Annotated in this window: 21 protein-coding genes; 9 read left to right on the top strand and 12 right to left on the bottom strand. The window is 72.9% G+C overall.

Annotated elements, in window-relative coordinates; translation table 11 throughout:
• Positions 1-13: 13 nt before the first annotated feature.
• Positions 14-2,209 (bottom strand): hypothetical protein, encoded by a 2,196-nt coding sequence (locus EDD40_RS41490; protein WP_170184978.1) that lies wholly within the window; start codon positions 2,207-2,209, stop codon positions 14-16.
• A gap of 79 nt (positions 2,210-2,288) precedes the next feature.
• A complete protein-coding gene (locus EDD40_RS06770; RefSeq protein WP_148088707.1) occupies positions 2,289-3,950 on the bottom strand; it encodes a hypothetical protein in 1,662 nt (553 codons plus the stop codon).
• Between the two features lie 183 nt (positions 3,951-4,133).
• On the opposite strand from EDD40_RS06770, the gene EDD40_RS06765 reads away from it, so the two are divergent.
• Positions 4,134-4,490, top strand: a complete 357-nt coding sequence (locus EDD40_RS06765; protein ID WP_123742121.1) for a helix-turn-helix domain-containing protein — start codon at positions 4,134-4,136, stop codon at positions 4,488-4,490.
• Between the two features lie 9 nt (positions 4,491-4,499).
• Here the strand turns inward: EDD40_RS06765 and EDD40_RS06760 are convergent, their stop codons facing one another.
• The 3 genes from EDD40_RS06760 to EDD40_RS43280 form a co-directional block, all read right to left on the bottom strand.
• On the bottom strand, positions 4,500-5,090 hold the full coding sequence (locus tag EDD40_RS06760; RefSeq protein WP_123742120.1) for a ClpP family protease: 591 nt from the start codon (positions 5,088-5,090) through the stop codon (positions 4,500-4,502).
• Complete coding sequence (locus tag EDD40_RS06755; protein WP_123742119.1) at positions 5,087-5,713, bottom strand: ClpP family protease; 627 nt, start codon at positions 5,711-5,713, stop codon at positions 5,087-5,089. The genes EDD40_RS06760 and EDD40_RS06755 overlap by 4 nt, the downstream gene beginning before the upstream one ends.
• 153 nt (positions 5,714-5,866) lie before the next feature.
• Entirely contained in the window at positions 5,867-6,967 is a 1,101-nt protein-coding gene (locus EDD40_RS43280; protein WP_170184977.1) for a polysaccharide deacetylase family protein, read from the bottom strand.
• Between the two features lie 487 nt (positions 6,968-7,454).
• On the opposite strand from EDD40_RS43280, the gene EDD40_RS06745 reads away from it, so the two are divergent.
• Positions 7,455-8,198 carry a carbonic anhydrase family protein gene (locus EDD40_RS06745; RefSeq protein WP_170184976.1) on the top strand — a complete coding sequence of 248 codons (744 nt, stop codon included), beginning with the start codon at positions 7,455-7,457 and terminating at the stop codon, positions 8,196-8,198.
• A 41-nt stretch (positions 8,199-8,239) separates the two neighbouring features.
• Here the strand turns inward: EDD40_RS06745 and EDD40_RS06740 are convergent, their stop codons facing one another.
• Positions 8,240-9,748, bottom strand: a complete 1,509-nt coding sequence (locus EDD40_RS06740) for an IMP dehydrogenase (RefSeq protein ID WP_170184975.1) — start codon at positions 9,746-9,748, stop codon at positions 8,240-8,242.
• Positions 9,749-9,982: 234 nt separating this feature from the next.
• Between EDD40_RS06740 and EDD40_RS06735 the strand changes: the two genes are divergently transcribed.
• Positions 9,983-10,858: a hypothetical protein gene (locus EDD40_RS06735; RefSeq protein ID WP_123742116.1), complete on the top strand. Its 876-nt coding sequence runs from the start codon at positions 9,983-9,985 to the stop codon at positions 10,856-10,858.
• 21 nt (positions 10,859-10,879) lie between these two features.
• Here EDD40_RS06735 and EDD40_RS06730 read toward each other — a convergent pair whose 3' ends face one another.
• The 4 genes from EDD40_RS06730 to EDD40_RS06715 form a co-directional block, all read right to left on the bottom strand.
• Positions 10,880-11,989, bottom strand: coding sequence for a glycoside hydrolase family 53 protein (locus EDD40_RS06730; RefSeq protein ID WP_123742115.1), 1,110 nt, complete (start codon positions 11,987-11,989; stop codon positions 10,880-10,882).
• A gap of 166 nt (positions 11,990-12,155) precedes the next feature.
• Positions 12,156-12,503 (bottom strand): nuclear transport factor 2 family protein, encoded by a 348-nt coding sequence (locus tag EDD40_RS06725; protein WP_123742114.1) that lies wholly within the window; start codon positions 12,501-12,503, stop codon positions 12,156-12,158.
• A gap of 2 nt (positions 12,504-12,505) precedes the next feature.
• Positions 12,506-13,219, bottom strand: a complete 714-nt coding sequence (locus EDD40_RS06720; RefSeq protein WP_123742113.1) for an SDR family NAD(P)-dependent oxidoreductase — start codon at positions 13,217-13,219, stop codon at positions 12,506-12,508.
• A gap of 107 nt (positions 13,220-13,326) precedes the next feature.
• Complete coding sequence (locus EDD40_RS06715; RefSeq protein ID WP_123747819.1) at positions 13,327-14,250, bottom strand: LysR family transcriptional regulator; 924 nt, start codon at positions 14,248-14,250, stop codon at positions 13,327-13,329.
• Between the two features lie 278 nt (positions 14,251-14,528).
• On the opposite strand from EDD40_RS06715, the gene EDD40_RS06710 reads away from it, so the two are divergent.
• The 5 genes from EDD40_RS06710 to EDD40_RS06690 all read left to right on the top strand — a co-directional run bounded on the left by EDD40_RS06710 (position 14,529) and on the right by EDD40_RS06690 (position 19,600).
• Positions 14,529-14,876, top strand: a complete 348-nt coding sequence (locus EDD40_RS06710; protein ID WP_123742112.1) for a hypothetical protein — start codon at positions 14,529-14,531, stop codon at positions 14,874-14,876.
• A 67-nt stretch (positions 14,877-14,943) separates the two neighbouring features.
• The gene (locus EDD40_RS06705; protein WP_123742111.1) at positions 14,944-16,266 is read left to right on the top strand and encodes an MFS transporter; all 1,323 of its coding nucleotides are present in this window, start codon (positions 14,944-14,946) and stop codon (positions 16,264-16,266) included.
• 94 nt (positions 16,267-16,360) lie between these two features.
• Positions 16,361-17,032, top strand: coding sequence for a GntR family transcriptional regulator (locus EDD40_RS06700; protein WP_123747818.1), 672 nt, complete (start codon positions 16,361-16,363; stop codon positions 17,030-17,032).
• Between the two features lie 206 nt (positions 17,033-17,238).
• Positions 17,239-18,138: a fibronectin type III domain-containing protein gene (locus tag EDD40_RS06695; RefSeq protein ID WP_148088706.1), complete on the top strand. Its 900-nt coding sequence runs from the start codon at positions 17,239-17,241 to the stop codon at positions 18,136-18,138.
• Between the two features lie 262 nt (positions 18,139-18,400).
• Complete coding sequence (locus EDD40_RS06690) at positions 18,401-19,600, top strand: cytochrome P450 family protein (protein ID WP_123742109.1); 1,200 nt, start codon at positions 18,401-18,403, stop codon at positions 19,598-19,600.
• Here EDD40_RS06690 and EDD40_RS06685 read toward each other — a convergent pair.
• A complete protein-coding gene (locus EDD40_RS06685) occupies positions 19,587-20,690 on the bottom strand; it encodes a serine hydrolase domain-containing protein (protein WP_123742108.1) in 1,104 nt (367 codons plus the stop codon). The genes EDD40_RS06690 and EDD40_RS06685 overlap by 14 nt on opposite strands.
• Positions 20,691-20,844: 154 nt before the next feature.
• On the opposite strand from EDD40_RS06685, the gene EDD40_RS06680 reads away from it, so the two are divergent.
• On the top strand, positions 20,845-22,542 hold the full coding sequence (locus EDD40_RS06680) for a cholesterol oxidase substrate-binding domain-containing protein (RefSeq protein ID WP_123742107.1): 1,698 nt from the start codon (positions 20,845-20,847) through the stop codon (positions 22,540-22,542).
• Positions 22,543-22,622: 80 nt separating this feature from the next.
• On the opposite strand, the gene EDD40_RS06675 is transcribed toward EDD40_RS06680, so the two are convergent.
• A complete protein-coding gene (locus EDD40_RS06675; protein WP_123742106.1) occupies positions 22,623-22,913 on the bottom strand; it encodes a hypothetical protein in 291 nt (96 codons plus the stop codon).
• Positions 22,914-22,994: the final 81 nt, after the last annotated feature.

Genomic DNA, 22,994 nt, shown 5'->3' with positions numbered 1-22,994 from the left:
CGCGCCCGTCGGATCAGCCGACCTTCGGGTGGATCTGCGTCTCCCGGCCGGTGACGGCGTCGATCGCGAAGACCCGTTCGACCCGGGGGTTGGTCTGGAGCGTCGGGAAGTCCGCCAGCTGCACCGGGTCGCCCTCGGCGCGGTTGGGACCGACGAGGACGTAGACGTCGCCGCTCGCGCTGCGCGCCGGGCTCGCCGCGACGTCGTCCGACAGCCCCCGCTCGGGCCCGGGTCGCCCGGCGGCGTCGGGAGCGGAACCCGGCTCGGGGCGGCTGTCCAGGTTCGTCATGAACTCGGCCAGGTCCATCAGGGAGTGCCGCCGGCCCTGAGCGTCGATGGTGTCGCCGGCCCAGAAGAAGGACCCTTCGCCCTTGGTGGCGAGGATGTCGCGGATGTTCTCCTGCCAGCGCTCACCTTCCTCCGCCGGGAGGTCGCGCAGGTCGAGGCAGGGCTTCCCGTCCACCGACGTGATGGGGAACCCGTGCTGGTCACGCTCACCGGGCCCACCATCCTCCCCGCCGCCGCCACCGTGCTCGCCGCGCTCGCGGTCGTCACGCTCGCCGTGCTGGTCGCGCTCGCCGTGCCGGCCGTGCTCGCCGGGCTCGCGGTCGTCACGCTCGCCGTGTCCGCCGCGCTCACGGTGCTCGCCGCCTTCTCGATCACGGCCGGGGCGCTCGTCGTCCGAGGCGTCGCGGTCACCACGACCACCCTGGTCGCCGGGCGTCTGCTCACCGGGCTGGTGATCACCACCGCTGCCGGTGCCGAGGTCGGGGATCCCTGGCTGCTTGAACAGGTCCTTGGGCACCTCGGGGATGGGTGGCATCGGCGGTGGGGTCGTGCCGCCTGCCGGGCTCGTCGCGCCGGGAGTGGTCGACGTGGGTGATCCGCCGCCGGTCGATCCACCACCAGGCGTACCGCCGCCGGCCGAGCCGCCGCCCGTGCCCGGGTCGGGGATGCCTGGCTGCTTGAACAGGTCTTTCGGCACCTCCGGGATGGGAGGGGTCGGTGGCGGGGTCGTGCCGCCTGCCGGGCTCGTCGCGCCGGGAGTGGTCGACGTGGGTGATCCGCCGCCGGTCGATCCGCCACCGGCTGCATCGCGGCCGGCCGGGCCGCCCGTGCCCAAGTCGGGGATTCCCGGTTGTTTGAACAGGTCTTTCGGCGCTTCGGGGATGGGTGGCATCGGCGGTGGGGTCGTGCCGCCTGCCGGGGTGGTCGCGCCGGGGGTGGTCGGTGTGGCTGATCCGCCGCCGGTCGATCCGCCGCCGGCCGTATCGCTGCCGGCCGGGCCGCCGCCCGTGCCCGGGTCGGGGATTCCCGGCTGCTTGAACAGGTCTTTCGGCACCTCCGGGATGGGAGGGGTCGGTGGCGGTGTGGTGTTGGCGGACGGGGTGGTGCCGCTGCTGGAGCCGTTGGGGACGGGAGGCGGGTCCGGGATCTCGGGGAAGTCGGGGATCGGTGCGGCGTGGGGTGCTGCGGCCTGCGGTGGGGTGGAGGGCTTCGTCGGGGATTCCGCGGTCGGTGCGTTCGGCATCGTGGCCGTAGGGGGCACCTGACCGGTGGGGATGCCGGCCGGCTGACCGGTCGGTGCGCCGCCGCCCTGGCCCGTGGGCGTGCCGGACTGGCCCGTCGGGGTTTCCGGGGCCGTGTAGTTCGAGGCTTGTGTGGTGCCGTCCGGGCCGGGGAGGTCGGTCGGCGGCGGGACTTGCGCGCCCGAGGGTGGGGCGGCGCTGCCCGCGCCGCCTCCGGCACCGCCCGGGATCTCCTGGGTCGGGGTGACCGGCGGGCCCTGGGGCGTCGGGGTGCCGCCGGGGCCGCCTGCCGGTGCGCCCTGCGGCCCGTCGGCGATCGTGGCGGGTTCGACCACGGCGAACTGCTCGCCGCTGGCCCGGTCGGCTTCCTGATGGGTCTGCGCGGTGGCCTTCAGGCCGTCGCCGACGAGCCCCAACGTCGAGGCGGCTCTACCGGTCAGCTCGACCGACCTGGTGTTGGAGGCGTTGAACGCCTCGACGGCGAAGGTGCCCGCGGTGCCGAAGGCGTTGCCCGCCAGGGCCTGGCCGGACAGCTTCGAGGAGACCTCTTCGTAGCCCGTGCGCAGCTCGCCGGCCTGCTGCTGGAGCGTGTCCATCGCGGCCGGGTCCATGGTGAAACCGGAGTCGCCGCCGGGAGGCGGTGGCGTGCTGATCGTGGTGGGTGTCAGGTCGGTGACCATGGCGTTGCCTCCGCGGAACGCAGGGAAGTGGAAGGACGGGGAGGTTCTCGGCCGGGGCGGCCCGGGGGACCGCCCGCGCCTACTCGGTCTCCTCGACCCTGCGGACCGTCGCGTGGTGGGTGGCGGTCACCGCACGCGCCTCCGCCTGCTCGGCGGCTCGGAAGTGGGTGACCGGCTCGGTGGCGCGAACGGCCCGCTCGTACTGGACGGGGGCCTCCAGGCGGGTCGCCTGCACCATCGGCTCGGCTTGGACGTGGGCCGCTCGCATCATCGGCTCGGCTTGGACGTGGGCCGCTCGCATCATCGGCTCGGCTTGGACGTGGGCCGCTCGCATCATCGGCTCGGCTTGGACGTGGGCCGCTCGCATCATCGGCTCGGCTTGGACGTGGGCCGCTCGCATCATCGGCTCGGCTTGGACGTGGGCCGCTCGCATCATCGGCTCGGCTTGGACGTGGGCCGCTCGCATCATCGGCTCGGCTTGGACGTGGGCCGCTCGCATCATCGGCTCGGCTTGGACGTGGGCCGCTCGCATCATCGGCTCGGCTTGGACGTGGGCCGCTCGCATCATCGGCTCGGCTTGGACGTGGGCCGCTCGCATCATCGGCTCGGCTTGGACGTGGGCCGCTCGCATCATCGGCTCGGCTTGGACGTGGGCCGCTCGCATCATCGGCTCGGCTTGGACGTGGGCCGTCCGCATCATCGGCTCCGCCTGCACGTGGGCCGTCCGCATCATCGGCTCGGCCTGGACGGCATGGCGCGCCTGGACCGGCTCCTCCGCCCGCGCGAAGTGGGTGGGTTCCTCGGGCAGGAGCCGACCGGTGAGCCGCTCGCCCGCCACCGCGTGCACGGGGCGCAGGGCCTCCGTCTCCTCGACCGCCATCGCCCGGGTCGCCTGCATGGGACGCAGCTGCTCCTGAGCGGTCTCGCCTTCGCGCAGCAGTCGCCGGGACGCGGTGTGCGCCGGGGTCGCCTCCGTACCGCCGCTCGAGGCGGCCTCGAACCGCTCCCACCCCCGGCCGACCTCGTCGGCGATCTCGTCGAGCTGCTTGACCCGGTCGACCTGGCGGGTCAGGGTCGCGTTCAGGTCGTCCATCTTCGCCGCGATGCTCGTGCCGAGCTGGGTCGCGCTGTCCACCACCGAGGCCAGGAACATGGCGATGGACGCGCCGAACGTGATCGGCGCGAAGACGTAAGCGCTGATCGCACCCGGCACCAGCGAGTGCGAGTACTGGCCGACGGTGTGCAGCAGCGCCTCCCGCAGCGCCCGCACCATCGCGCCGCTGTTCTCGACCACCACGCCCTTCGCCGCCATCGCGCCGGCCAGCGAGTCCAGCTCCCCGCCCAGGGCGTCCATGCTGGTCTGGTAGGCCTCCTGCGCCTTGCCCGTCCACCCCTGGGGCTTGGCCAGCGTGTCGCGCTGCGTCGACGCCAGCTCGCGCATCCGCTCCGCACCGGAACGGATCGCGTCCACGGTCGCCTGCACGCTCTGCGGGTCGCCTTGGAGCTGGTCGATCGGCTCGCGAAGGAAGGTCACGTAGTCGACCGCCCACCCGGCGACGCCTCGCAGGCTCGCGAACGGGTCCTCCGGGAACTGGCCACCGGTGGGCCTGCCCACCACGGAGTCCGGCTCGGCCGCCGCCTCCGCGCCGATCGCCTCGATCCGCTGGTCGACGTCGGCCCTGGCCGCGATCTTCCTCCGCACGGTGCGCATGGGGGCCAACGCGGCGGTTCCTGTTGCCATGAGCCGGACCTTCCTCGACAGCGCTGGGTTCGAGCCGGGACGGGTGCTCCGGGCTGGACGCCCGGCCCGGGCAGTCAAGTGATCGCCGCCAACGCCGCGCCAACGTTGTGCTAACGATCACCGCCGTGTCCGCCGGCAGCGGAACCGCTGCCGGCGGGGCCGGACCTGCGTCACGATGACCGCATGGCGGACATCCTCCCCTTCCACCAGAAGCGCACGCCGGACCGCGAACCGGAACCGCTGTGGCGCGACCTGCTCGGCCGGAGCCTGCGCGCGGCCAGGGAGGAACGGGGCAGCCGCCTCGTCGACGTCGCGGAGCGGGCCGGCATCTCCCCGCAGTACCTGTCGGAGATCGAACGCGGCCGCAAGGAGCCGTCCAGCGAGATGATCGCCGCTGTCGCCGGCGCGCTCGGCGTCGAGCTGGTCGACCTGCTCGCCGACATCGCGGGCGACGTCCGTCGCCGGCGCGGCACGGGCCCCGGGGTGGGCCGCCCCGCGGTCGGGCGGCGCCCGGCGGGACCCGTGCTCATGGCCGCCTGAGGCGCGGTCTCAGACCCGGTGCTCGAGGACGCGGTCCGCGAGCCCGTAGCGGATGGCGCCCACCGCGTCGAACACCCGGTCGCGGTCGGTGTCGTGCCGCAGTTCCGCGACCTCGCGCCCGGTGTGCAGGGAGAGGATCGACTCCAGCTGGGCCCGCACGCGCACCACCTCGTCGGCTTGGAGGATGAGGTCCGGGATGGTCCCGCGGCCCTGCGCCGCGGGTTGGTGCAGCACCACCCTGGTGTGGGGCAGCACGAACCGGTGCCCGGCCTCGCCCGCCGCCAGCAGCACCGCGCCGGTCGCCACCGCCTGGCCGACGCACGTCGTCGCCACCGGGGCCTTGATGTAGCGCATGGTGTCGTACAGCGCGAGCATCGCGGACGGGTCGCCGCCCTCGTTGTTGATGTACAGGTTGATCTCGCGGTCCGGGCTGTCCGCCTCCAGGTACAGCAACTGGGCGATCAGCGCGTTGGCCACACCGGAGTCGATCGCGGTGCCGAGGTAGACGATCCGCTCGGACAGCAGGTGCGAGTACACGTCCATGACGCGTTCGCCGCCCACGCCGCGGGTGATGACGTTGGGGATGGTGTAGGTGCTCACGCGCGGACCCCCGTCCGCGAACCCAGCCCCAGCTCGTGCGTGCGCACGGGCACGACCTGGTCGAGGCGCTCGACGACGTGGTCGATGAAGCCGTAGTCGAGCGCCTGCCCGGTGGTGAACCAGCGGTCGTGCAGGGAGTCGGTGAAGATCCGGTCGACCGGCTGGCCGGTGTCCTCCGCGATGAGCCCGAGCACCGTGTCCCGGGTGTGCCGCAGGTCGTCCGCCTGGACCTGCACCTCGACGGCGGACCCGCCGATCCCCGCCGAGCCCTGGTGCATCAGGATGCGGGCGTGGGGCAGGGCGTAGCGCTTGCCCGGTGTGCCCGCCGACAGCAGGAACTGTCCCGCGCTGCACGCCAGTCCCAGCGCGAGCGTGGCCACGTCGCACGGCACGAGCCGCATCACGTCGCGGATCGCGAGCATGGCCGGGACCGAACCGCCCGGCGAGTGGATCCACAGCGCGACGTCCTTCTCCGGGTCCTCGGCGGCGAGGGACAGCAGCTGCGTGGCCAGCACGGTCCCGTTGTCGTCGTCGAGGGGGCCGTCGAGCACCAGGACCCGTCGGCTGAAGAACCGGTCCCGCAGTCGGTGGTCGAACAGGGGCTGCCTGTCGTTGTCGCTCATGCCCCGACCATGCCGACGCGCCGGTGCGGTCGGTGGGTCGCGCTGCTGTGGGCAGATCAGCCCTCGGCAGTCGGCGGGCCGGCGCGAGGCGGGGTGACGGCCGGTGCGCCCTCGACAGCGGTGAGAGGCGCACCGGCTCGCGTCACCGCGCGGTCAGGGGCTGGTGCAGCTCAGGGTCGTGGCCCCCGGTGTGCCGTTGGCGACGAACCCGAAGGTGGTGGAGGCGTTGGCGCCCAGCGAGCCGTTCCACGAGGCGTTGCGGATCGCGGCCTGGCTGCCGGAGCCGACGGACACGCCGCTCCAGACCTGGGTGATGCTCTGGCCGGACGGCAGCGTCCACCGCACGGTCCAGCCGGAGATCGCCGAGGCGGCGGTCACCGTGACGTCGGCCTGGAAACCGCCCTGCCACGAGTTGACCGTGCGGTAGGAGGCGGTGCACGCCCCGGTCGGGGGTGCGGTCGTCGTCGTGGTCGACGTGCTGGTGGTCGTGGTCGTGCTGGTGGTCGTCGTGGTGGTGGTGCTGGTCGGCGGGGTGTCCGACGGCGCGACGGCCCGACCGGTGGACGTCGAGATCATGCCCGCGCACAGGTTGCGGCCGGCGAGGTTCGCGGCGATCTGGGGAATCGCGTTGATGGTGGTCTGGTAACCGTCGTGCATGAGGATGACGCCGCCGTTCTGCAGCGTGGAGGCGGCTTGGACGATCTGGGCGGTGCTCGCGTTGTTCCAGTCCTGCGAGTCGACGCTCCACAGCACCTCGGTGAGCCCGAATTGCGCCTGCACGGCCTTGAGGGTGCTGTTGGTCTCGCCGTAGGGCGGGCGGAACAGCTTGGGCGCGGCGCCGGTGGCCGATTGGATGACCTGCTGGGTCTGGGAGATCTCGGAGGTCATCTGCGACTGGCTGAGCTGGGTCATGTGGGGGTGCGACCAGCTGTGGTTCCCGATCCACATGCCGGCGTCGCGCTGGCTGCGGGCGAGGGCCTGGTTGGACTGGACGTTGTTGCCCTGGTTGAAGAACGTGGCCCGCAGCCCGGCCGACCGCAGCGCGTTGAGCAGCGCGGTGGTGGTGCCCGCCTTGGGGCCGTCGTCGTAGGTCAGGGCGACGTAGCCGCCGGAGCAGTCGGCGGCGGCGGCCGCGTTCGGCAGCACGACGGCCAACGCGCCGAGCAGCCCGACCGCACCGGCCAGCGCGGCGACGCGGCGCCGCACGCCACGAGTCACCGGCCTGCCGGCGTCGGTGGCAGCAGTTTCGGACATCACTTCCTCCAAGGGATCGGACCGGGAGCGACCGGGACGAGGCATCGCCGACCGAAAGTTGCGATACGTCAGGTGCGCTATTTCGGAAACTAGGGCCGGGGGATTGCCGGAGTCAAGCAGTGAACCTCACCTATAGAGACGCAAGTCCGCAGGTAGCTCCACAACCAGGGCTGATCTCGCGAGGTGCCGGAAGTTTCGAAACTCTCGGCGTTGAGTCGGGTGTCCGAGGATGGTGAAGGCCGGGCGGCCCGGCGGTGAGCGGCGACTCCGGACGGGAACCGGCAATGGCGCGGACGACCCGTTCGGTGCGGAGTGGAATTGTCCGTATATAGCAATCTGTGATGAATAGCACAGGTTGTTATGTCTTTTCCGGTCCGTTCGGGTGATTTGTTGACCTATTGAGGGTCACTCGAACGGGTGAAAGATGGTGTGGTCCCGCCGGGTAGGACGACTCCGCCCGGTTTCCAGGTCCGAAGGGCTGCACCACGTGGCTAGAAAAGGCATTGTCGCCCTCGCCGTCCCTGTCGTCCTCAGCGCGCTGATGACCGCCGGTGTCGCACCGGCCCGGTCGCAGGCGCCGTCGCAGAGCCCGATCGACATCACGCCGGCGTCGATCCGCGTCGACCCGCACCTGCCCCCACTTCAGATCTCCTACGGGCACCACGCCGCCGGCGACCTCCACTACGTCCGCAAGGACGCCGCCGCGACCGACGGCTGCGCCGTGCGCGACCACGAGGAGACCGAGGAGTTCGAGGTCGAGCCCGGCGCCGGCCACGTCACGCTCTCCGGCGTCCGGTACGACCTCGTGCAGTTCCACTTCCACACCCCGTCGGAGCACCGGTTCGGCGGCCACGCCGACCCGCTGGAGATGCACCTGGTGCACCGCAGCGCGGCGGGCGCGCTGCTGGTGGTCGGCGTGCCGCTGCGCGTCGGCGCGGCGTCCACCGTGGACAAGGTGCTGTCGCGCCTCGCGCCCGAGTGCGGCGAGGAGGTGCACCTGTCCGACATCGACCTGAACACCCTGCTGCCGGTGAACCGCGCCACGGCCCGCTACACCGGTTCGCTCACCACGGCGCCCTTCACCGAGGGCGTGCAGTGGTTCCTGATGGGGGAGAAGACGGTCACCCAGGCCACCGTCTCCCGCTTCCAGGGCTTGTTCCACGGGGGCAACGCCCGCCCCGTGCAGTCGTTGAACGGCCGCACCGTGCGGGTCGAGCTGCCGCACCTGTGACGGGTCCGGTGGCGGCGTCGACGACGCCGCCACCGGGCGCCTCAGTCCAGGGTGGTGTCGGCGTTGTCGCGCACGGCGACCGCGGCGGCGTTCTCCTGGTAGCTCTGCTCCGACACGAGGGTCACGCGCGCGGTGGACTGGAACACCGGGATGGTCGCCGCGCCGCAGGACGCCATCGTGGCCTTGATCTTGGCCACGGTCATCGCCAGCGCGTCGCCGAGGTCGCCGACGTACGGCACGTAGCCGTCGACACCCTCCTCGAAGTGCAGCTTGTCCTCGCCCTGGTCGTAGCGCTGCCAGTTGCGGGCCCGGCTGGAGCCCTCGCCCCAGTACTCCTTGAAGACCGAGCCGCCGATGCGCACCTTCTTGCCCGGCGACTGGTCGAACCGCGCGAAGTAGCGGCCCATCATCACGAAGTCCGCGCCCATCGCCAGGGCCAGTGCCATGTGGTAGTCGTGCAGCAGGCCGCCGTCGGAGCAGATCGGCACGTACTCGCCGGTGGCGCGCGCGTGGGCGTCCCGGGCCTCGGCCACGTCCATGACCGCACTGGCCTGGCCCCGACCGATGCCCTTCTGGTCGCGCGTGATGCAGATCGAGCCGCCGCCGATGCCCACCTTCACGAAGTCCGCGCCCGCGTCGGCCAGGAACCGGAACGCCTCGCCGTCCACGACGTTGCCCGCGCCGATCGGCACCTCCGGGAACTCGCGCTTGACCCACCGCAGCGCCTCGGCCTGCCAGTCGCTGTAGCCGTCCGACGAGTCCAGGCAGAGCACGTCCGCGCCGGCCGCGACCAGCGCGGGCACCCGGTCGCGGTAGTCGTGCGTGTTCACGCCCGCGCCGACCCGGAACCTCTTGGCCGCGTCGACCACCGCGCCGGGGAACTGCTTGTGGTCGGCGTAGTCCGACCGGAACACGAGGTGCTGCAGGTGCCCCGCGCCGTCCACGACGGGCAGGCAGTCGAGGCGGTCCTCCCACAGGAGCGTGTTGGCCTCGGAGAGGGTGATGCCCTCCTTGCCGCAGGTCAGGGTGTCCGCGGTGCGCATCCGGTCGGCCACCGGCAGGTCGAGGTCGTGCCGGTCGGAGTGGAAGTCGCGGGAGGTGACCAGGCCGACGAACCGGCCGTGCGGCGTGCCGTCCTCGGTCACGGCGGCGGTGTTGTGGCCGGTGGTCCTCATCAAGCCGACGAGGTGGCGCAGCGGGTCGGTCGGGCGGACCGTCGTGTCGCTGACCACGAACCCCGCCTTGAAGTTCTTCACGAACCGCACCGCGTCCGCCTGGTGCTCCACGGACTGGTTGTGGTGCAGGAAGCTCAGCCCGCCCGACCGGGCCAGGGCCACCGCCAACCGGGGCGAGCTGACCGCCTGCATGATCGCCGAGGTGAACGGCGCCGACAGCCGGATCGACGACGGCTCACCGACGGCGTGCCGCACGAGTGGCGTGCCGAGGTCGACCTTCGCGGGTGTGCACTCCGCCGTGGTCCGGTTGGGCAGCAACAAGAACTCGTTGAACGTCCGCGACACACCGGGCACGATCTCGACCACGGGCAGCATCTCCGAATCACCAGGCCGGGCATCCCCGGCTCCGCTTTGTGGGGCGCAGCCTCCCACACCGCGAGGGGCACGCCGGGTCGCGTGCGCGGGGGCCGCCGCCTATGCTCGACGGATCCCCGTCGCGCCGTACCCGCCGGTCGTGCCGCGTGCGCGACCACCGCGACCGGCCGTTCGAGCCGGCCCTCTTGTCCCCCGGACGGGGGACCACACCCCCACTATCGAGGATCAGGACACGTGACCTTGCCCTACGGGTCGGACGACGACCACGCCGCCGACCGCTTCGTCAACAACGCCCTGCGCAGCCGCGACGACGAGACCTGGCGGCTGCTGGCCTCCGACGCCTACGTCGAGCAGACCGACCGGGTGCTGCGGGCGATGCTCGACCGGATCGCGGCGACGCGCGTGCACCGCACCGCCGAGCGCGCCACCGCGCGGGCCCGGGCGCTCGACGGGGAGATCAGCCAGGCCGAGTACCAGCGCGACGCCGCCGAGGACGCCAACCGCGCCACGAAGACCGCCCACTTCGAGACGTTGGTGCGCGAGCACCACCGGCTGATCGCGGCGGCGGCCCGGCGGCTGCGCGGCGACGACGTCCGCGACGAGCTGACCGACCTCGTGCTCGCCCTGGGCGCCGCGGTCGACGCCCACCGGGCCGCGGTGCTCGCCGGCGGCGCCGAGCCGTCCGAGGCCGACCGGGCGCTGTGGGCGCGACTGGCCACGCTCGACGTGCCGGACACCTCCGACGGCGAGGGGCGCACGTCGGTGGAGGAACTGGTCCGGCGGCACTCGTCGCGGCAGGACGACTTCGGGCGCGTGCTGGCCGGGATCGTCCTGGACGTGGCGGGCGACGCGACGTCGGTGCCGCGCGCCGCGCTGCTGACCGCGTGGAAGCGGGAGGTCGCGCCGATGCTGGCCGCGGCGCAGAAGAACGAGTTCGCGGCCAAGGGCAAGGGCTCGCTGGTGACCGAGAAGCTCCGCAAGACCATGGGCCACCTGGAGCGCAAGGGCCTGGTCAAGCGCTCCGGCACGGCGGACGGGCAGCGGCTCGACGTGCTCGACCGGCCCGGCCTGGAGGCGCTGGCGGGCGGGGACGGGGGACCGTCGGCGTGACGGTCCCCCCGCCGCGTCGGGTCACGGCGTCCAGCGGATCTCCGGGTTGATGCGGCCGGACCAGTCGAAGGTCGCCATGTTGTCCCAGCCGTTGCCGCTGTTGGCGATGTCGGCGGGGTCCCAGCCGTTGCCGGGGACGGCGTACCAGGTCGGCTCCCAGTAGAAGACGCCGATGGCGCCCGCGTTGCGCGCGGTGTTCTGGACGTGGGCGAAGTTCTTCGCCTGGCCCGCCCACGTCAGCGGGTAGTCCGCGCAGCCGGAGGTGATGGAGTTGCCGGTGCCGTCGGCGTTCCCGGTGGTGAACGGGTAGGCGGTCTCCGCGAGCACGACGTCCTTGCCGTAGCGGGAGCGCACGTCGGTGATCACGTTGTAGAGGTTGCCCAGCGTGCCGTGCCACATGCAGTAGTACGACAGCGCGGTGATGTCCCAGGCCACGCCCTTGGCCCTGATGCCGTCGTAGAACCAGCGGGCGTGGTCGAGGCTGTCCGCGTTCGCCGTGTGGATCATGACCTTGGTGCCGCTGCTGCACGCCTTGGTGGCGTTGTAGCCGGCCTTCAGCAGCAGGCTGAGGTTGGTGAAGTCGTTGTTGACGACCTTGCCCTCGTTCCACAGCATGCCGACGTTGATCTCGTTGCCGATCTGCACGCTGTCCGGCGTGGTGCCCTGGGCCTTGAGGCTGGTGCACACGTCGTGGGTGTAGTTGTAGACGTCGGTCTGCAACTGGCCGATGCCGTGGCTCGACCAGGCGGCCGGCTTGTACTGCTTGCCGGGGTCGGCCCACGTGTCGGAGTAGTGGAAGTCGATCAGCAGCTTGAGCCCCTTGGCCTTCACCGTCCTGGCGTAGGCGAGGACCTTGGCCTTGTTGTTGTAGCCGCTGCGCGGGTTGTTCCAGACGCGCAGGCGGACGTAGTTGACGCCCGCGCCCTTGAGGATGTCGAGCGGATCCCGGGCGGCGCCGGACGCGTCGTAGTACTTCGCGCCGAGGTCGAGGGCGCGTTGCGCGGTCGAGACGTCGGCGCCGAGCATGCTCAGCGAACCGGCCGCGGAGACCGGCGGGGTGAGCGCGGCCAGCGGCAGCACGGCGGTCGCCAGGGCGAGGGCGGCCTTGACCGCCCGGGTGGGTCCGGACATCCGATCTCCTTTGATCGAGGGTGCGGAGCGGCGGCGATGGACTGTGCACGTGCACGACATGAAAGCGCAGATCGTGGCTCAGCTCAAGGTCTCAACGCCCCTGATTGACTGGGAACGTGCACAGTGGCGGCCCGCTCGTCCGGACGAGCGGGCCGCACCGGCTGCCTCAGCCGAGCCCGGTCACCTGGTAGTGGCTGATCAGGCGGTCCTTCACGACCACGCCGAGGTGGACCCGCAGCGCGGGCCGGTCGGTGAAGGAGAAGTCCACCTCCAGGTAGCCCAGCACCACGCCGTCGGCCAGCTCGCGGGTCTCGCGGACCCGGTACTCCGCGGTCAGCCCGAGCGGCTGGGAGGCGTAGTACGCGGCCACCGCCGCGCGGCCCACGCCGTAGGGGCGCAGCCCCTGGAAGACCGCGTCCTCGGCGAAGTTCGCGGCCACGCGGTCGGGTTCGTGCGCGTCCACGGCGTGCTTCCACCGGTCCAGGACGTCCCGCAGCACCTCGTCGGCGGTCATCGTCAGTGGCCCGCGTTCTGGCCGCCGTCGACGTGCAGGACCTCGCCGGTGACGAAGCCGGCCTGCTCCAGGAAGACGACCGCGTCCACGACCTCGTCGATCTCGCCGAGGCGGCCGATCGGGTGCAGCGCGGCGAGGAAGTCGTGCGTCTGCGGCGCGTGCATCGGCGTGCGGATGACGCCGAGCGCGACGGCGTTGACCCGGATCTTCCTGGTCGCGTACTCGGTCGCGAGCGACCTGGTGACGGCGGTCAGACCGCCCTTGGTCAGCGCGGCCAACGCCGACGGCACCCGGGACAGCGCGTGGTCGACCAGGCTGGTGGACATGGTCACCACGTGGCCGCCGTCGCCCCGGGCGAGCATCGCCGCGACCGCGCTGCGGGTGATGTCGAAGAAGCCGCGCAGGTTGGTGCCCGCGACCGTGGCGAAGTCCTCGTCGGTGTAGTCGGTGAACGGCTTGGCGACGAAGACGCCCGCGTTGTTCACCAGCGTGTCGACCCGGCCGAACCGCGCGAGGGCCTCTTCGACGACCCGCGTGCCGTCACCCGGCTGCGACAGGTCGGCGCGCACGGTCAGCACTTCGGGGTCGTCCGAAGCGTCGATCGAACGAGAGGTCGCCACGACGGCGTGGCCGAGCTTGCGGTAGGCCGGGACGAGGGCGGCGCCGATGCCCTGGGAGGCGCCCGTGATGATCGCGACCGGTTGGGTGGTGGTCATGTCCGATACCCGCTTTCGACGGATTCGCAGGAGCGGTGGGCTTGCTCCTCGATCGTGCGCGCGGGCGGGCCGACCTGCCACGACCCGTTTCCTCCCGGGTGGGAGGCTCAGCCTCCGAGAGCCCGGTGGGGGTCGTCCGCGGGCAGCCACGCGCCCGCCCGGCGCAGGCCGAGGTCGCCCACGTCGCGGGTGACGGCGTCGACGACGGCCAGCACGGAGGGGCGGACCTCGTCGTCGCGGCGGACGAGGGACCACGTCCACACCACCTCCGGGTCGACCACCGGGCGGCGGACCAGGTCCGGCGGCAGCGGGGTGGTCTGGCCCTTGGGCGAGTTCAGCACCGGGGTGGCGCACGCCCGCACGTGGTCGAAGAAGGCGGGCCCGGTGATCGCCCCGTTGTGGATGCGCACGACGCGGGCCCCGGTGTCGCCGGCGAACTCCTCGGCGAACTCGTTCCAGGACGACCACGACGTGACGTCGTCGTCCACGAGCACCGTGGTGTCCGCGGCCCGCACCGGACCGGTGTCCGCGCCGGTCGACACGGCGTAGAGCCGGTCCGCGCCGAGCAGTCGCGCCGTCAGCCCGTGGCGGGCGAGGTCGGCGGCACGCACCCAGCACACGGCCAGGTCGAGGCTGCCGTCGGCGACCCGGGCCGCCTGCGCGTGCGACGGCACGACCCAGGTGTCCACGTACAGCTGCGCGACCCCGGACGTGCGCGCGGTCAGGTCGGGTGGCAGCCAGTTGACGTAGCCGAGGCGCACCGGGTCGGCCCCGGACAGATGCCGCGCCCGGCGCCGCAGCTCGTCGGCCCGGTCGAGCAGCGCACGCGCGTCGGGCAGCAACGCGGCGCCGGCCGAGGTGAGGGCGACCGTGCGGCGGTCGCGGGCGAACAGCGGCACGCCCAGGTCGCGTTCGAGCGCCTTGATCTGCTGCGACAGCGACGGCCCGGCGATCAGCAACCGGGCCGCGGCCCGGCCGAAGTGCAGTTCCTCGGCGACCGCGACGAAGTACCGGAGCTGCCGTAGTTCCACGGGACCGCATCCTAGGACCCGGGTCGCCGCCGCACCGCCGAGCGGCTCGCGCCGGGTCGGCGGGTGGTGCCCACCGTCCGAAGTGCACCGTCCCGCCGAGCCGACCGCCCTGCGCCGACACCGGTGGCGTTCGCCGGGTGCCGTCCGGCCGGCGAGGACGTGGATGGCCGAGTCGATCCACGCCGCGGTCGAGGTGTCGACCGGGCGCACGGGTGCTCGACGTGTGCTGCGGCGCCGGGTAGTCGGCCATCCCGGCGAACGGCCTGCCCTACGACCGGGTGCAGTGCGCGTTCGGGGTCTTCTTCCTGCCGGACGTGGACGCGGCCGCGGCGCGCCTGGCGGGCCTGCTCCGGCCGGGCGGCACGTTCGCCGTGACCACGCGGCGGCAGGGCAGCGCGGACGACGTGGTGGGTCCGCTGGTCCAGGCGCTCACCGAGCGGGCCGGGCGGACGCCCGACCGGCCGGAGGTGGCGCGGCGGGCCGCCCAGGCGGACACCGACGGGAAGCTCTCCGGGTGGTTGAGCGGCCTCGGCGTGCTCGGGGTCGACGTGCGCCCGGTGGAGCGGGACGTCCCGCTCACCCCGGACTCGGCGTGGAAGTTCGCCATGGGCTCGGGCATCCGGTGACACCAGGTCGCGCCCGGGGCGTGTCCGCCGGGTTGACGAACGACCCGGGACGCCCTTGGATTCGATCATGTCGATGGGACCGACCGCCATGGGTGACCGGGTGCTCGCCAAGGTCGCCGTCCGGATCCTGCCGTTCCTGGCGCTGCTCTACTTCGTCAACTACCTGGACCGCGTCAACATCGGGTTCGCCGCCCCGAACGGGCTGAACGAGGAGCTCGGGCTCACCGCGACGGCGTTCGGGTTCGCGTCCGGCATCTTCTTCCTCGGCTACCTGCTGCTGGAGGTGCCGAGCAACCTCGCGCTGCACCGGTTCGGCGCGCGCCGCTGGCTGGCCCGGATCATGATCAGCTGGGGTGTGGTGGCCACCGCGATGGCCTTCGTGCCCAACGCGACCACCCTGGTGGTCCTGCGGTTCCTGCTCGGCGTCGCGGAGGCCGGGTTCTTCCCCGGCATCATCCTCTACCTGACGTACTGGTTCCCGGCCGCGCAGCGCGCGAAGGCGGTCGCGCTGTTCATGGTGGCGGTGCCCGTCTCCTCGGCGATCGGGTCCACCGTGTCCAGCCTGCTCATCACGCACGGCGACGGCGTGTTCGGGCTGTCCGGCTGGCGGTTCATGTTCCTGGTCGAGGGCGTGCCGGCGATCCTGCTCGCGTTCGTCACCTGGTTCTACCTGACCGACCGGCCGGAGCGGGCCGGCTGGCTGGCCGAGGACGAACGCCGCTGGCTCGCCGGCGAGCTGGAGGCCGAGCGCCGCGCGAAGGAGGCCGAGCACCACTGGCCGCTGCGCAAGGCGTTGCTGCACCCGCGGATCCTCGGCCTGGCGTTCGTCTACTTCGCCATCGCCTACGGCCTGTACGCGCTGGGGTTCTTCCTGCCGACCATCATCGCCGGGTTCGGCGAGCAGTTCGGGACGAAGCTGACCGTGCCGCAGGCCGGGCTGGTGACCGCCGTCCCGTACGTGGTCGCGGCGGCGGTCATGGTGTTCTGGGCGCGCCACGGCGACCGGGTGGAGGAGCGGAAGTGGCACGTGGCGCTGCCGATGCTGCTCGGCGGGTGCGCCATCCCCGTCGCGCTGCACCTCGGCAACCCGTACGCCGCGATGGTCGCCGTCACCGTGTGCGCGGTGGGCGTGTGCTGCGCGCTGCCGACGTTCTGGGCGCTGCCGTCGGACTTCCTGTCCGGCACGGCCGCGGCGGGCGGCATCGCGCTGATCAACTCGCTCGGCAACACCAGCGGGTTCGCCGCGCCCTACATCACCGGCTGGCTGCGCGACGTCACCGGCAGCCAGCGCGCCGGCCTGTGGCTGGTCGGCGCGTGCCTGGTCGGCGGAGCCCTGCTCGCCCTCGCGCTGGGCGGCAAACCGCGGTCCGGTGAGGCGTCGGTCCGGTAGCGCGGCCCGGCCGTCGGCTCCCAGGGGGAGAACCGGCCGCGTTGTACTCCGTGACCTGCCTCGATCAGCTCTCCGGACCCGGGAAGTGGTGGACGTGGCCGACCCGACCGGGCCGTACGAGACGAAGAGCGAGTACGCCTACGGCTACCTGCGCCGGCGGGTCCTCGACGGCGAGCCGGTGCCCGGATCGGGCATCAACCAGTTCACGGTGGCCAAGGCCGCCGGGATCGGCACGACACCGCTGCGGGAAGCGCTCAAGCGCCTGAAGGGCGAGGGCCTGGTCGAGCTGGACGCGCACCGCGACGCGCGGGTCACGCCGTTGCGGGCGGAGGAGGCGCGGGACCTGGTGGAGCTGCGGCGCGCGCTCGACCCGCTCGCCGTCGCGCTGGCGGCCGAACGGCGGACCGCCGCCGACGTCGAGGCGATCCGCGAGGCGGCGGAAGGGCTGCGCGCGCTGCCGGGCAACCCCGACCACGAGGACCTGCCGGCCCACCGGCGCTTCCACGCGGCCCTGTACCGCGCTTCGCGCAACGTGCTGCTGATCGGGACGCTGGACGGCCTGTGGGACAAGTCCGACCGCTACCGCCGGATGGCGCTGGAAGTCGACCGCGGCGGCGCGGCGCGGGCGGAGGAGGACCGCGAGCACGGCGCGCTGGTCGACCTGGTGGTCGCCGGTGACGCCGAGGGCGCGTCGGCCGTGATGCGCGGGCACGTCGACACGAGCCTCGGCGCGCAGGCCGCGTGGCGCTTGCGCGAGCAGGGCTGACGGTTCTCGCCGGGCCGGGGTTGCCGGCCCGAAACTGTTGCGGGACAAGCACGACGGGCACGTGAGGCCCTGCCGGTGACTTCGGTGTCGTGGTTCGGTGCGGGGTTGGCGGACCTATCCGGCGCGAGGACGATCGACGTGGCACCGCCGATCGTGTGGCGGGAGCGGCGCGCGTCGTCCCTCCCGCCACGGCTGAGGGGAGCACCATGCGAGGAGCGAGGAACGTCCGGCGCGTCGTGATCGGGACGGCGGCCGCGGCGTTGTTGTGCACCGGGGTGTCGACGGGGATCGCGCACGCCGCGTCGGGCAGACCGGTGGGGCTGGAGCTGGACTACACGTGCGCGGTCGCGTCCGGGCCGCAGCTGACCGTCGCGGCCGACGTCACGTTCGTGCTGCCGCGCGAGGGGATGGTGGGCGGCGACGTCCCGCACTTCGAGCCGGCGTTCATCGACGTGGACCTGGCGCTCGGCGGCGACCGGGCGGGGTTGGCCGCGCGCGGCGGGGTGCGGTTGGACGGCGACAGCACCGCGACGCTCGCCGCGAGCTTCGCCGGTCCCGTCACGCTGGAGAGCGAGGCCGTGCTGGCGTTCGCGCCGACGTGGGTCACCGCGTCGGGTGGCGGCCTGCCGCTGACCGCGGCGGGCGGGTTCCCGGGGCTGAGCGTCCAGCAGCCCGGCGACTACGCCATCCACCTCGGCGACCTGGAGCTGTCGCTGCGGCCGGAGCGGGCCGACGGCACGCCGCTGGGGACGATCACCGCCACGTGCGCGCCCGACCCCGCGCAGAGCACCCTGATCGGCACGCTGAAGTCCGAGCCGAGCATCGTCGAGCACCCGGTGCGGCCGTCCCGGCTCCAGGTGACCGCCGTGACGCCGACCAGCGCCTCGCTGTCCTGGCACGCGGTCCCGTGGTGGTTCGAGACCGCGGGCTACGAGGTCCACCTGGACGGGGTGAAGGTCGCGTTCGTCACCGAGAAGCAGGCCACGATCACCGGGCTGGCTCCCGACAGCCAGCACCGGGTCAAGATCGTGACCCGGGACCTGCACAACCTCTCGTCACCGCCCAGCCAGGGCCTGGTGTTCGCCACGCCACCCGTTCGCGGCTGACGGACCCGGGCGGCCGTCCGCCTGACCGCGGACCAGCACCACCGCGGTCAGGCGCCGGCTGGTCGGGTTCGTGCCGACGAACCCGCCAACGCCACGATCCCGTCGACCGTCCGGTCGTCCAAGAGGAGCCACACCGGTGCCGTGCGCGGAACCTGATGGCCCGCCGGGCCACTTGATCGACCCGCTGCCCGCGCGGGCGCACCGGCTGCACAACCCGCACAGCGCCTTGTACGCGCAGTGATCATGCGGTAGCGATGAGTGCATGGAAACCTACGTGCTGGACCCGACGGGCCGCGACATCCAGACCGAGGCGGCGGAGTTACGCGGTCGCGGACCGGCGACGCGGGTCGGCCTCCCGGGCGGGGTGGAGGCGTGGTGGGTCGGCGACCTCGGTTTGCTGCGCCGGCTGCTCGCCGACCCGCGCGTGTCCAAGGACGCCCGCCGGCACTGGCCCGCCATGGCGGACATCCCGCAGGACTGGCCGCTGTACCTCTGGGTCGCGGCGCGCAACATGTTCACCGCCTACGGCTCGGAGCACCGCAGGCTGCGGATGCTGATCTCCAAGGGGTTCACCGCCCGGCGCACCGAGGCGTTGCGCCCGCAGGTGGAGGAGATCGCGGCCGACCTGGTCGACCGGCTCGCCGCCGGACCGGACCTGGTCGACGTGCGCGCCGGGTTCGCCCACCCGCTGCCGATCGAGGTCATCAGCCGGTTGATGGGCGTGCCCGACGACGACCGCCCCGAGCTGCGGCGGATCGTGGACAGCCTCTTCGTCACCACGACGACGCCCGAGGAGGCGATCGCCAACCAGGGGCGGCTCTACGAGATCCTGCACGACCTGGTGGCCGCCAAGCGGGCCGTGCCCGGCGACGACCTGACCAGCGTCCTGATCGCCGCCCGGGACGAGGCCGACACCGGGTTGGCCGAGGAGGAACTGGTCGACACCCTCCTGCTGATGATCGCCGCCGGCCACGAGACCACCGTCAACCTGCTCGACCAGGCCATCACCGCGCTGCTCACCCACCCCGACCAGCTGCGCCTGGTCCGCGCGGGCGAGCGCCGCTGGGGCGACGTGATCGAGGAGACGCTGCGGTGGCAGGCCCCGGTGGCGAACCTGCCGCTGCGCTACGCCGTCGAGGACATCGAGCTGGCCGGCGTGACGATCCGCGAGGGCGAGGCCATCCTCGCGGGCTACGCCGCCGCCGGGCGCGACCCGGCGCACCACGGCGGCACCGCCGAGCGGTTCGACCTCACCCGCGCGGACAAGACGCACCTGTCGTTCGGCCACGGCGTGCACCACTGCCTGGGCGCGCCGCTGGCCCGCATCGAGGCCGAGGTGGCGCTGCCCGCGTTGTTCGACCGCTTCCCGGACATCGCGCCGGCCGTGCCCGTCGACGAGCTGGAACCCGTGCGCTCGTTCATCTCCAACGGCCACCGCACGCTGCCGGTCAGGCTGCGGTAGCGAGTCCCTGGTAGGCGGCGAGCACGAGACCGAGACCCCGGCTGTCACCCAGCGCGCCCTGCTCCAGCATCTGGTTCATCGCGTACGCCACCGTCAGCCGGGTGCTCAGGTCGACCACCACGACGGAACCGCCCCACCCGCCCCAGGAACACGTCCGCCCCTCGACCCGGTAGCCGAGGCCGTACCGGATCGGCACGTCCAGGTAGCGGTCCACGCCCCGGTACTGCTCCTCCAGCACCCGGCGGCACCCGGCCTCCGACAGCAGCCGTACGCCGCCGACCGCGCCACCGGACGCCAGCACCGACTGCACCAGGCCGACCGAGCGCGCGTTGCCGTGCCCGCCCGCCGACGGGATCTCGGCCCGGCGCCACGCGGCGGTGTTGGCGTCCTCCGCCACGATGGCGGGGTTGGGCGCCTCGCCGTCCAGGCCCGGCGCGGGGGTGTCGGCCGCGCCGGGCGGCGGGATCACCGGCGCGACCCGGTGGTCGTGCTCGGCGGGCAGGCCGATGTGGAAGTCGGCGCCGAGCGGCCCGGCCACCTCCTCGGCGAAGAACGCGCCCAGGCCGCGGCCGGTGACCCGGCGGACCACCTCGCCGATCAGGAAGCCCTGGGTCAACGGGTGGTAGCAGCCGACCGCCCCCGGCGCCCACCGGGCGGGCTGCGCGGCCAGCCGCGCCGTCGCGTCCTCCCAGTCGAACAGCTCGGGCACGGTGATCGGCTCGGCCCAGGTCGGCAGCCCGGCGGTGTAGCCGAGCACGTGCCGCAGCCGCACACCGCCCTTGCCCGCGGCGGCGAACTCCGGCCAGTACTCGGCGACCGGCGCGTCCAGGTCGATCACGCCCCGGTCGGCGAGCATCAACGCGCACAGCGCCACCATCGTCTTGGTGGTGGACCAGACGTTGACGATCGTGTCGCGTTCCCACGGCGTGGTGCGCGCCGCGTCGACGTGACCGCCCCAGAGGTCGACCACCGGCTGGCCGTCCACGTAGACGGCCACCGACGCGCCGACGTCGTCCGCGTCCAGCGACGCCTCGAACGTGTCGCGCACCCGGCCGAACCGGTCATCGCACGTGCCACGGATCTCCGCCACCGCCGGAACGTAACGCCACCCGCCGGTGCCCGGCGACCGTTTTGTTGCCCAACCGCGCGGTGATCCGCCCGAGCGGGACGACCGCGCTGCGCTGTTCGGCGCAACCTCCCGCCGGTGACGCGCAGCGCGTCACCGGCGCGCTTAGGGTCGGTCCATGAGCCACTCCGGCGATGCCTTCTCCCGCCGCAACTTCCTCGGCGCCTCGGCCGTCGCGTGGTTGCCGATCGGCGCGCTGCTCCCGGGCGAAGGCGCGGGCGACCCGCCACCCGCGTTCCCGGCGGGCGTCGACCTGTACCGGCAGTCCTACCGGAACTGGGCGGGCGAGATCCACACCGACGACCTGTGGACGTGCGCACCGCGAACCCCGGAAGACGTCGTGCTGCTCGCGAACTGGGCGCACGGCCAGGGCTTCACCTTGCGGCCGAGGGGTTTCCGGCACGGGTGGTCGCCGCTGACCGTCACCGCGGGCACCACCGGCGCGGACCGGGTCGTGCTCGTCGACACCACCCGGCACCTCACGGCCATGACGTCGCTGCCGGGTGCGGTGCGGACGCAGACCGGCGCGTCGATGGACGACCTGCTGGCGTTCCTGGAGGACGCGGGACTCGGCGTGACCAACACGCCCGCGCCGGGCGACCTGACCGTCGGCGGCGTGCTCGCGATCAACGGCCACGGCACGTCCGTCCCGGCCGTCGGCGAGACCCGGCCGCCGGGCCACACCTACGGCTCGCTCAGCAACCTGATCATCTCGTTGACCGCCGTCGTCTGGGACGGCGCCGCGTACCGGTTGCGCACGTTCCAGCGCGACGAGCCCGAGTGCGCCGCGTTGCTGACCCACGTGGGCCGCGCCTTCCTGACCGAGGTCACCCTCCGCGTGGGCGCGAACCAGAACCTGCGCTGCGTCAGCCGGGTCGACATCCCCGTGAGCGAGCTGTTCGCGCCGCCGGGCAGCGGCGCGACCCGCACGTTCGCGAGCTTCCTCGACCAGTCCGGGCGGGTCGAGGCGATCTGGTTCGCCTTCACCGACCGCCCGTGGCTCAAGACGTGGAGCGTCGCCCCGACCAAGCCGCTCACCTCGCGCCACGTCGTCACGCCGTACAACTACCTGTTCTCCGACAACGTGCCCAAGCCCGTCTCCGACCTCGCCGACCTGCTCATCACCGGCGCGTGGGCGCTCACCCCGACGTTCGGCCAGTTGCAGTACACCACCGCGGCCACCGGGCTGACCGCCACGCTCACTGCGGACCTGTGGGGCGCGTCGAAGAACCTGCTGCTCTACGTCAGGCCGACCACCCTGCGCGAGACCGCCAACGGGTACGCGGTGCTGACCAGCCGGGCCGAGGTGCAGCGCGTGGTGAGCGACTTCGCCGCGTTCTACCAGGACCTCCTGGCGTCCTACCAGAGCCGCGGCCTGTTCCCGGTCACCGGCCAGGTGGAGATCCGCGTCGGCGGCCTGGACGACCCGGCGCACGTGGGCGTGGCGGGCGCGCGGAAGCCGGCGCTGTCGGCGGTGCGGCCACGCGCGGACCACCCCGAGTGGGACGTCGCGGTGTGGTTCGACGTGCTGACGTTCCCGACCGCCCCCGGCGCGGCGGCGTTCTACCGGGAGCTGGAGCAGTTCTTCTTCACCCACTACACGGGCGCGTACGCGGCCACCCGCGCCGAGTGGTCCAAGGGCTGGGCCTACACGGACCAGGCGGCGTGGGCCGACCACACCGTCCTCACGTCCACCGTGCCGGACAGCTACCGGCAAGGCCCGGACCCGAGCTGGGACGCGGCGCTGGCCGCGCTCGACGCCCACGACCCGCACCGGGTGTTCAGCAACCCGTTCCTGGACGTGCTGCTGCCGTGACGTGATCGAGCGGCCCGCCGCCCGCCGCGAGCACCCTCACCGCAACCGACCGGACCGACGCCCTGATCGGGCCGGCAGGCTCAGCGCAGTTCCTTCAGCACGGCGGTCAGGCCGGGCCGGCGGAGCTGACCCGGACCGGTCCAGGCGTGGACCACGTCGGCGGCCTTGACGACGCGCGTCCGGTCGAGTCGGACCCAGTAGTCGTCGACCCAGGTCTTCACCTTGACGGCCCGCGCGTCGCCCGCCGGCGCGGTGTGGACGAGCGGGGCGACCATCACGGCGTCCGCGCCGTCGTGGGTCAGCTCGACCCGGAGGACGACGACCCGCTCGTGGTCGTGCTTCATGATCATTCCGACGTGCTTCGCGGCCATCCGGCGAGCCTCCGAGTGAAGGGGGAGCTCGCACCGTAGGCACTACGCGGCGTGGTCGGCGACATCCGAACGGACCAACTC

Source organism: Saccharothrix texasensis, from assembly GCF_003752005.1.
GTDB classification, from domain to species: domain Bacteria; phylum Actinomycetota; class Actinomycetes; order Mycobacteriales; family Pseudonocardiaceae; genus Actinosynnema; species Actinosynnema texasense.
This window is presented reverse-complemented; position numbering and strand designations above follow the sequence as displayed.

Coding starts and splice junctions, on each gene's coding strand:
- EDD40_RS41490 (WP_170184978.1), bottom strand. CDS start 2,209: ATGGTCACCGACCTGACACCCACCACGATCAGCACGCCACCGCCTCCC.
- EDD40_RS06770 (WP_148088707.1), bottom strand. CDS start 3,950: ATGGCAACAGGAACCGCCGCGTTGGCCCCCATGCGCACCGTGCGGAGG.
- EDD40_RS06765 (WP_123742121.1), top strand. CDS start 4,134: ATGGCGGACATCCTCCCCTTCCACCAGAAGCGCACGCCGGACCGCGAA.
- EDD40_RS06755 (WP_123742119.1), bottom strand. CDS start 5,713: ATGAGCGACAACGACAGGCAGCCCCTGTTCGACCACCGACTGCGGGAC.
- EDD40_RS43280 (WP_170184977.1), bottom strand. CDS start 6,967: ATGTCCGAAACTGCTGCCACCGACGCCGGCAGGCCGGTGACTCGTGGC.
- EDD40_RS06740 (WP_170184975.1), bottom strand. CDS start 9,748: ATGCTGCCCGTGGTCGAGATCGTGCCCGGTGTGTCGCGGACGTTCAAC.
- EDD40_RS06730 (WP_123742115.1), bottom strand. CDS start 11,989: ATGTCCGGACCCACCCGGGCGGTCAAGGCCGCCCTCGCCCTGGCGACC.
- EDD40_RS06725 (WP_123742114.1), bottom strand. CDS start 12,503: ATGACCGCCGACGAGGTGCTGCGGGACGTCCTGGACCGGTGGAAGCAC.
- EDD40_RS06720 (WP_123742113.1), bottom strand. CDS start 13,219: ATGACCACCACCCAACCGGTCGCGATCATCACGGGCGCCTCCCAGGGC.
- EDD40_RS06705 (WP_123742111.1), top strand. CDS start 14,944: ATGTCGATGGGACCGACCGCCATGGGTGACCGGGTGCTCGCCAAGGTC.
- EDD40_RS06695 (WP_148088706.1), top strand. CDS start 17,239: ATGCGAGGAGCGAGGAACGTCCGGCGCGTCGTGATCGGGACGGCGGCC.
- EDD40_RS06690 (WP_123742109.1), top strand. CDS start 18,401: ATGGAAACCTACGTGCTGGACCCGACGGGCCGCGACATCCAGACCGAG.
- EDD40_RS06680 (WP_123742107.1), top strand. CDS start 20,845: ATGAGCCACTCCGGCGATGCCTTCTCCCGCCGCAACTTCCTCGGCGCC.
- EDD40_RS06675 (WP_123742106.1), bottom strand. CDS start 22,913: ATGGCCGCGAAGCACGTCGGAATGATCATGAAGCACGACCACGAGCGG.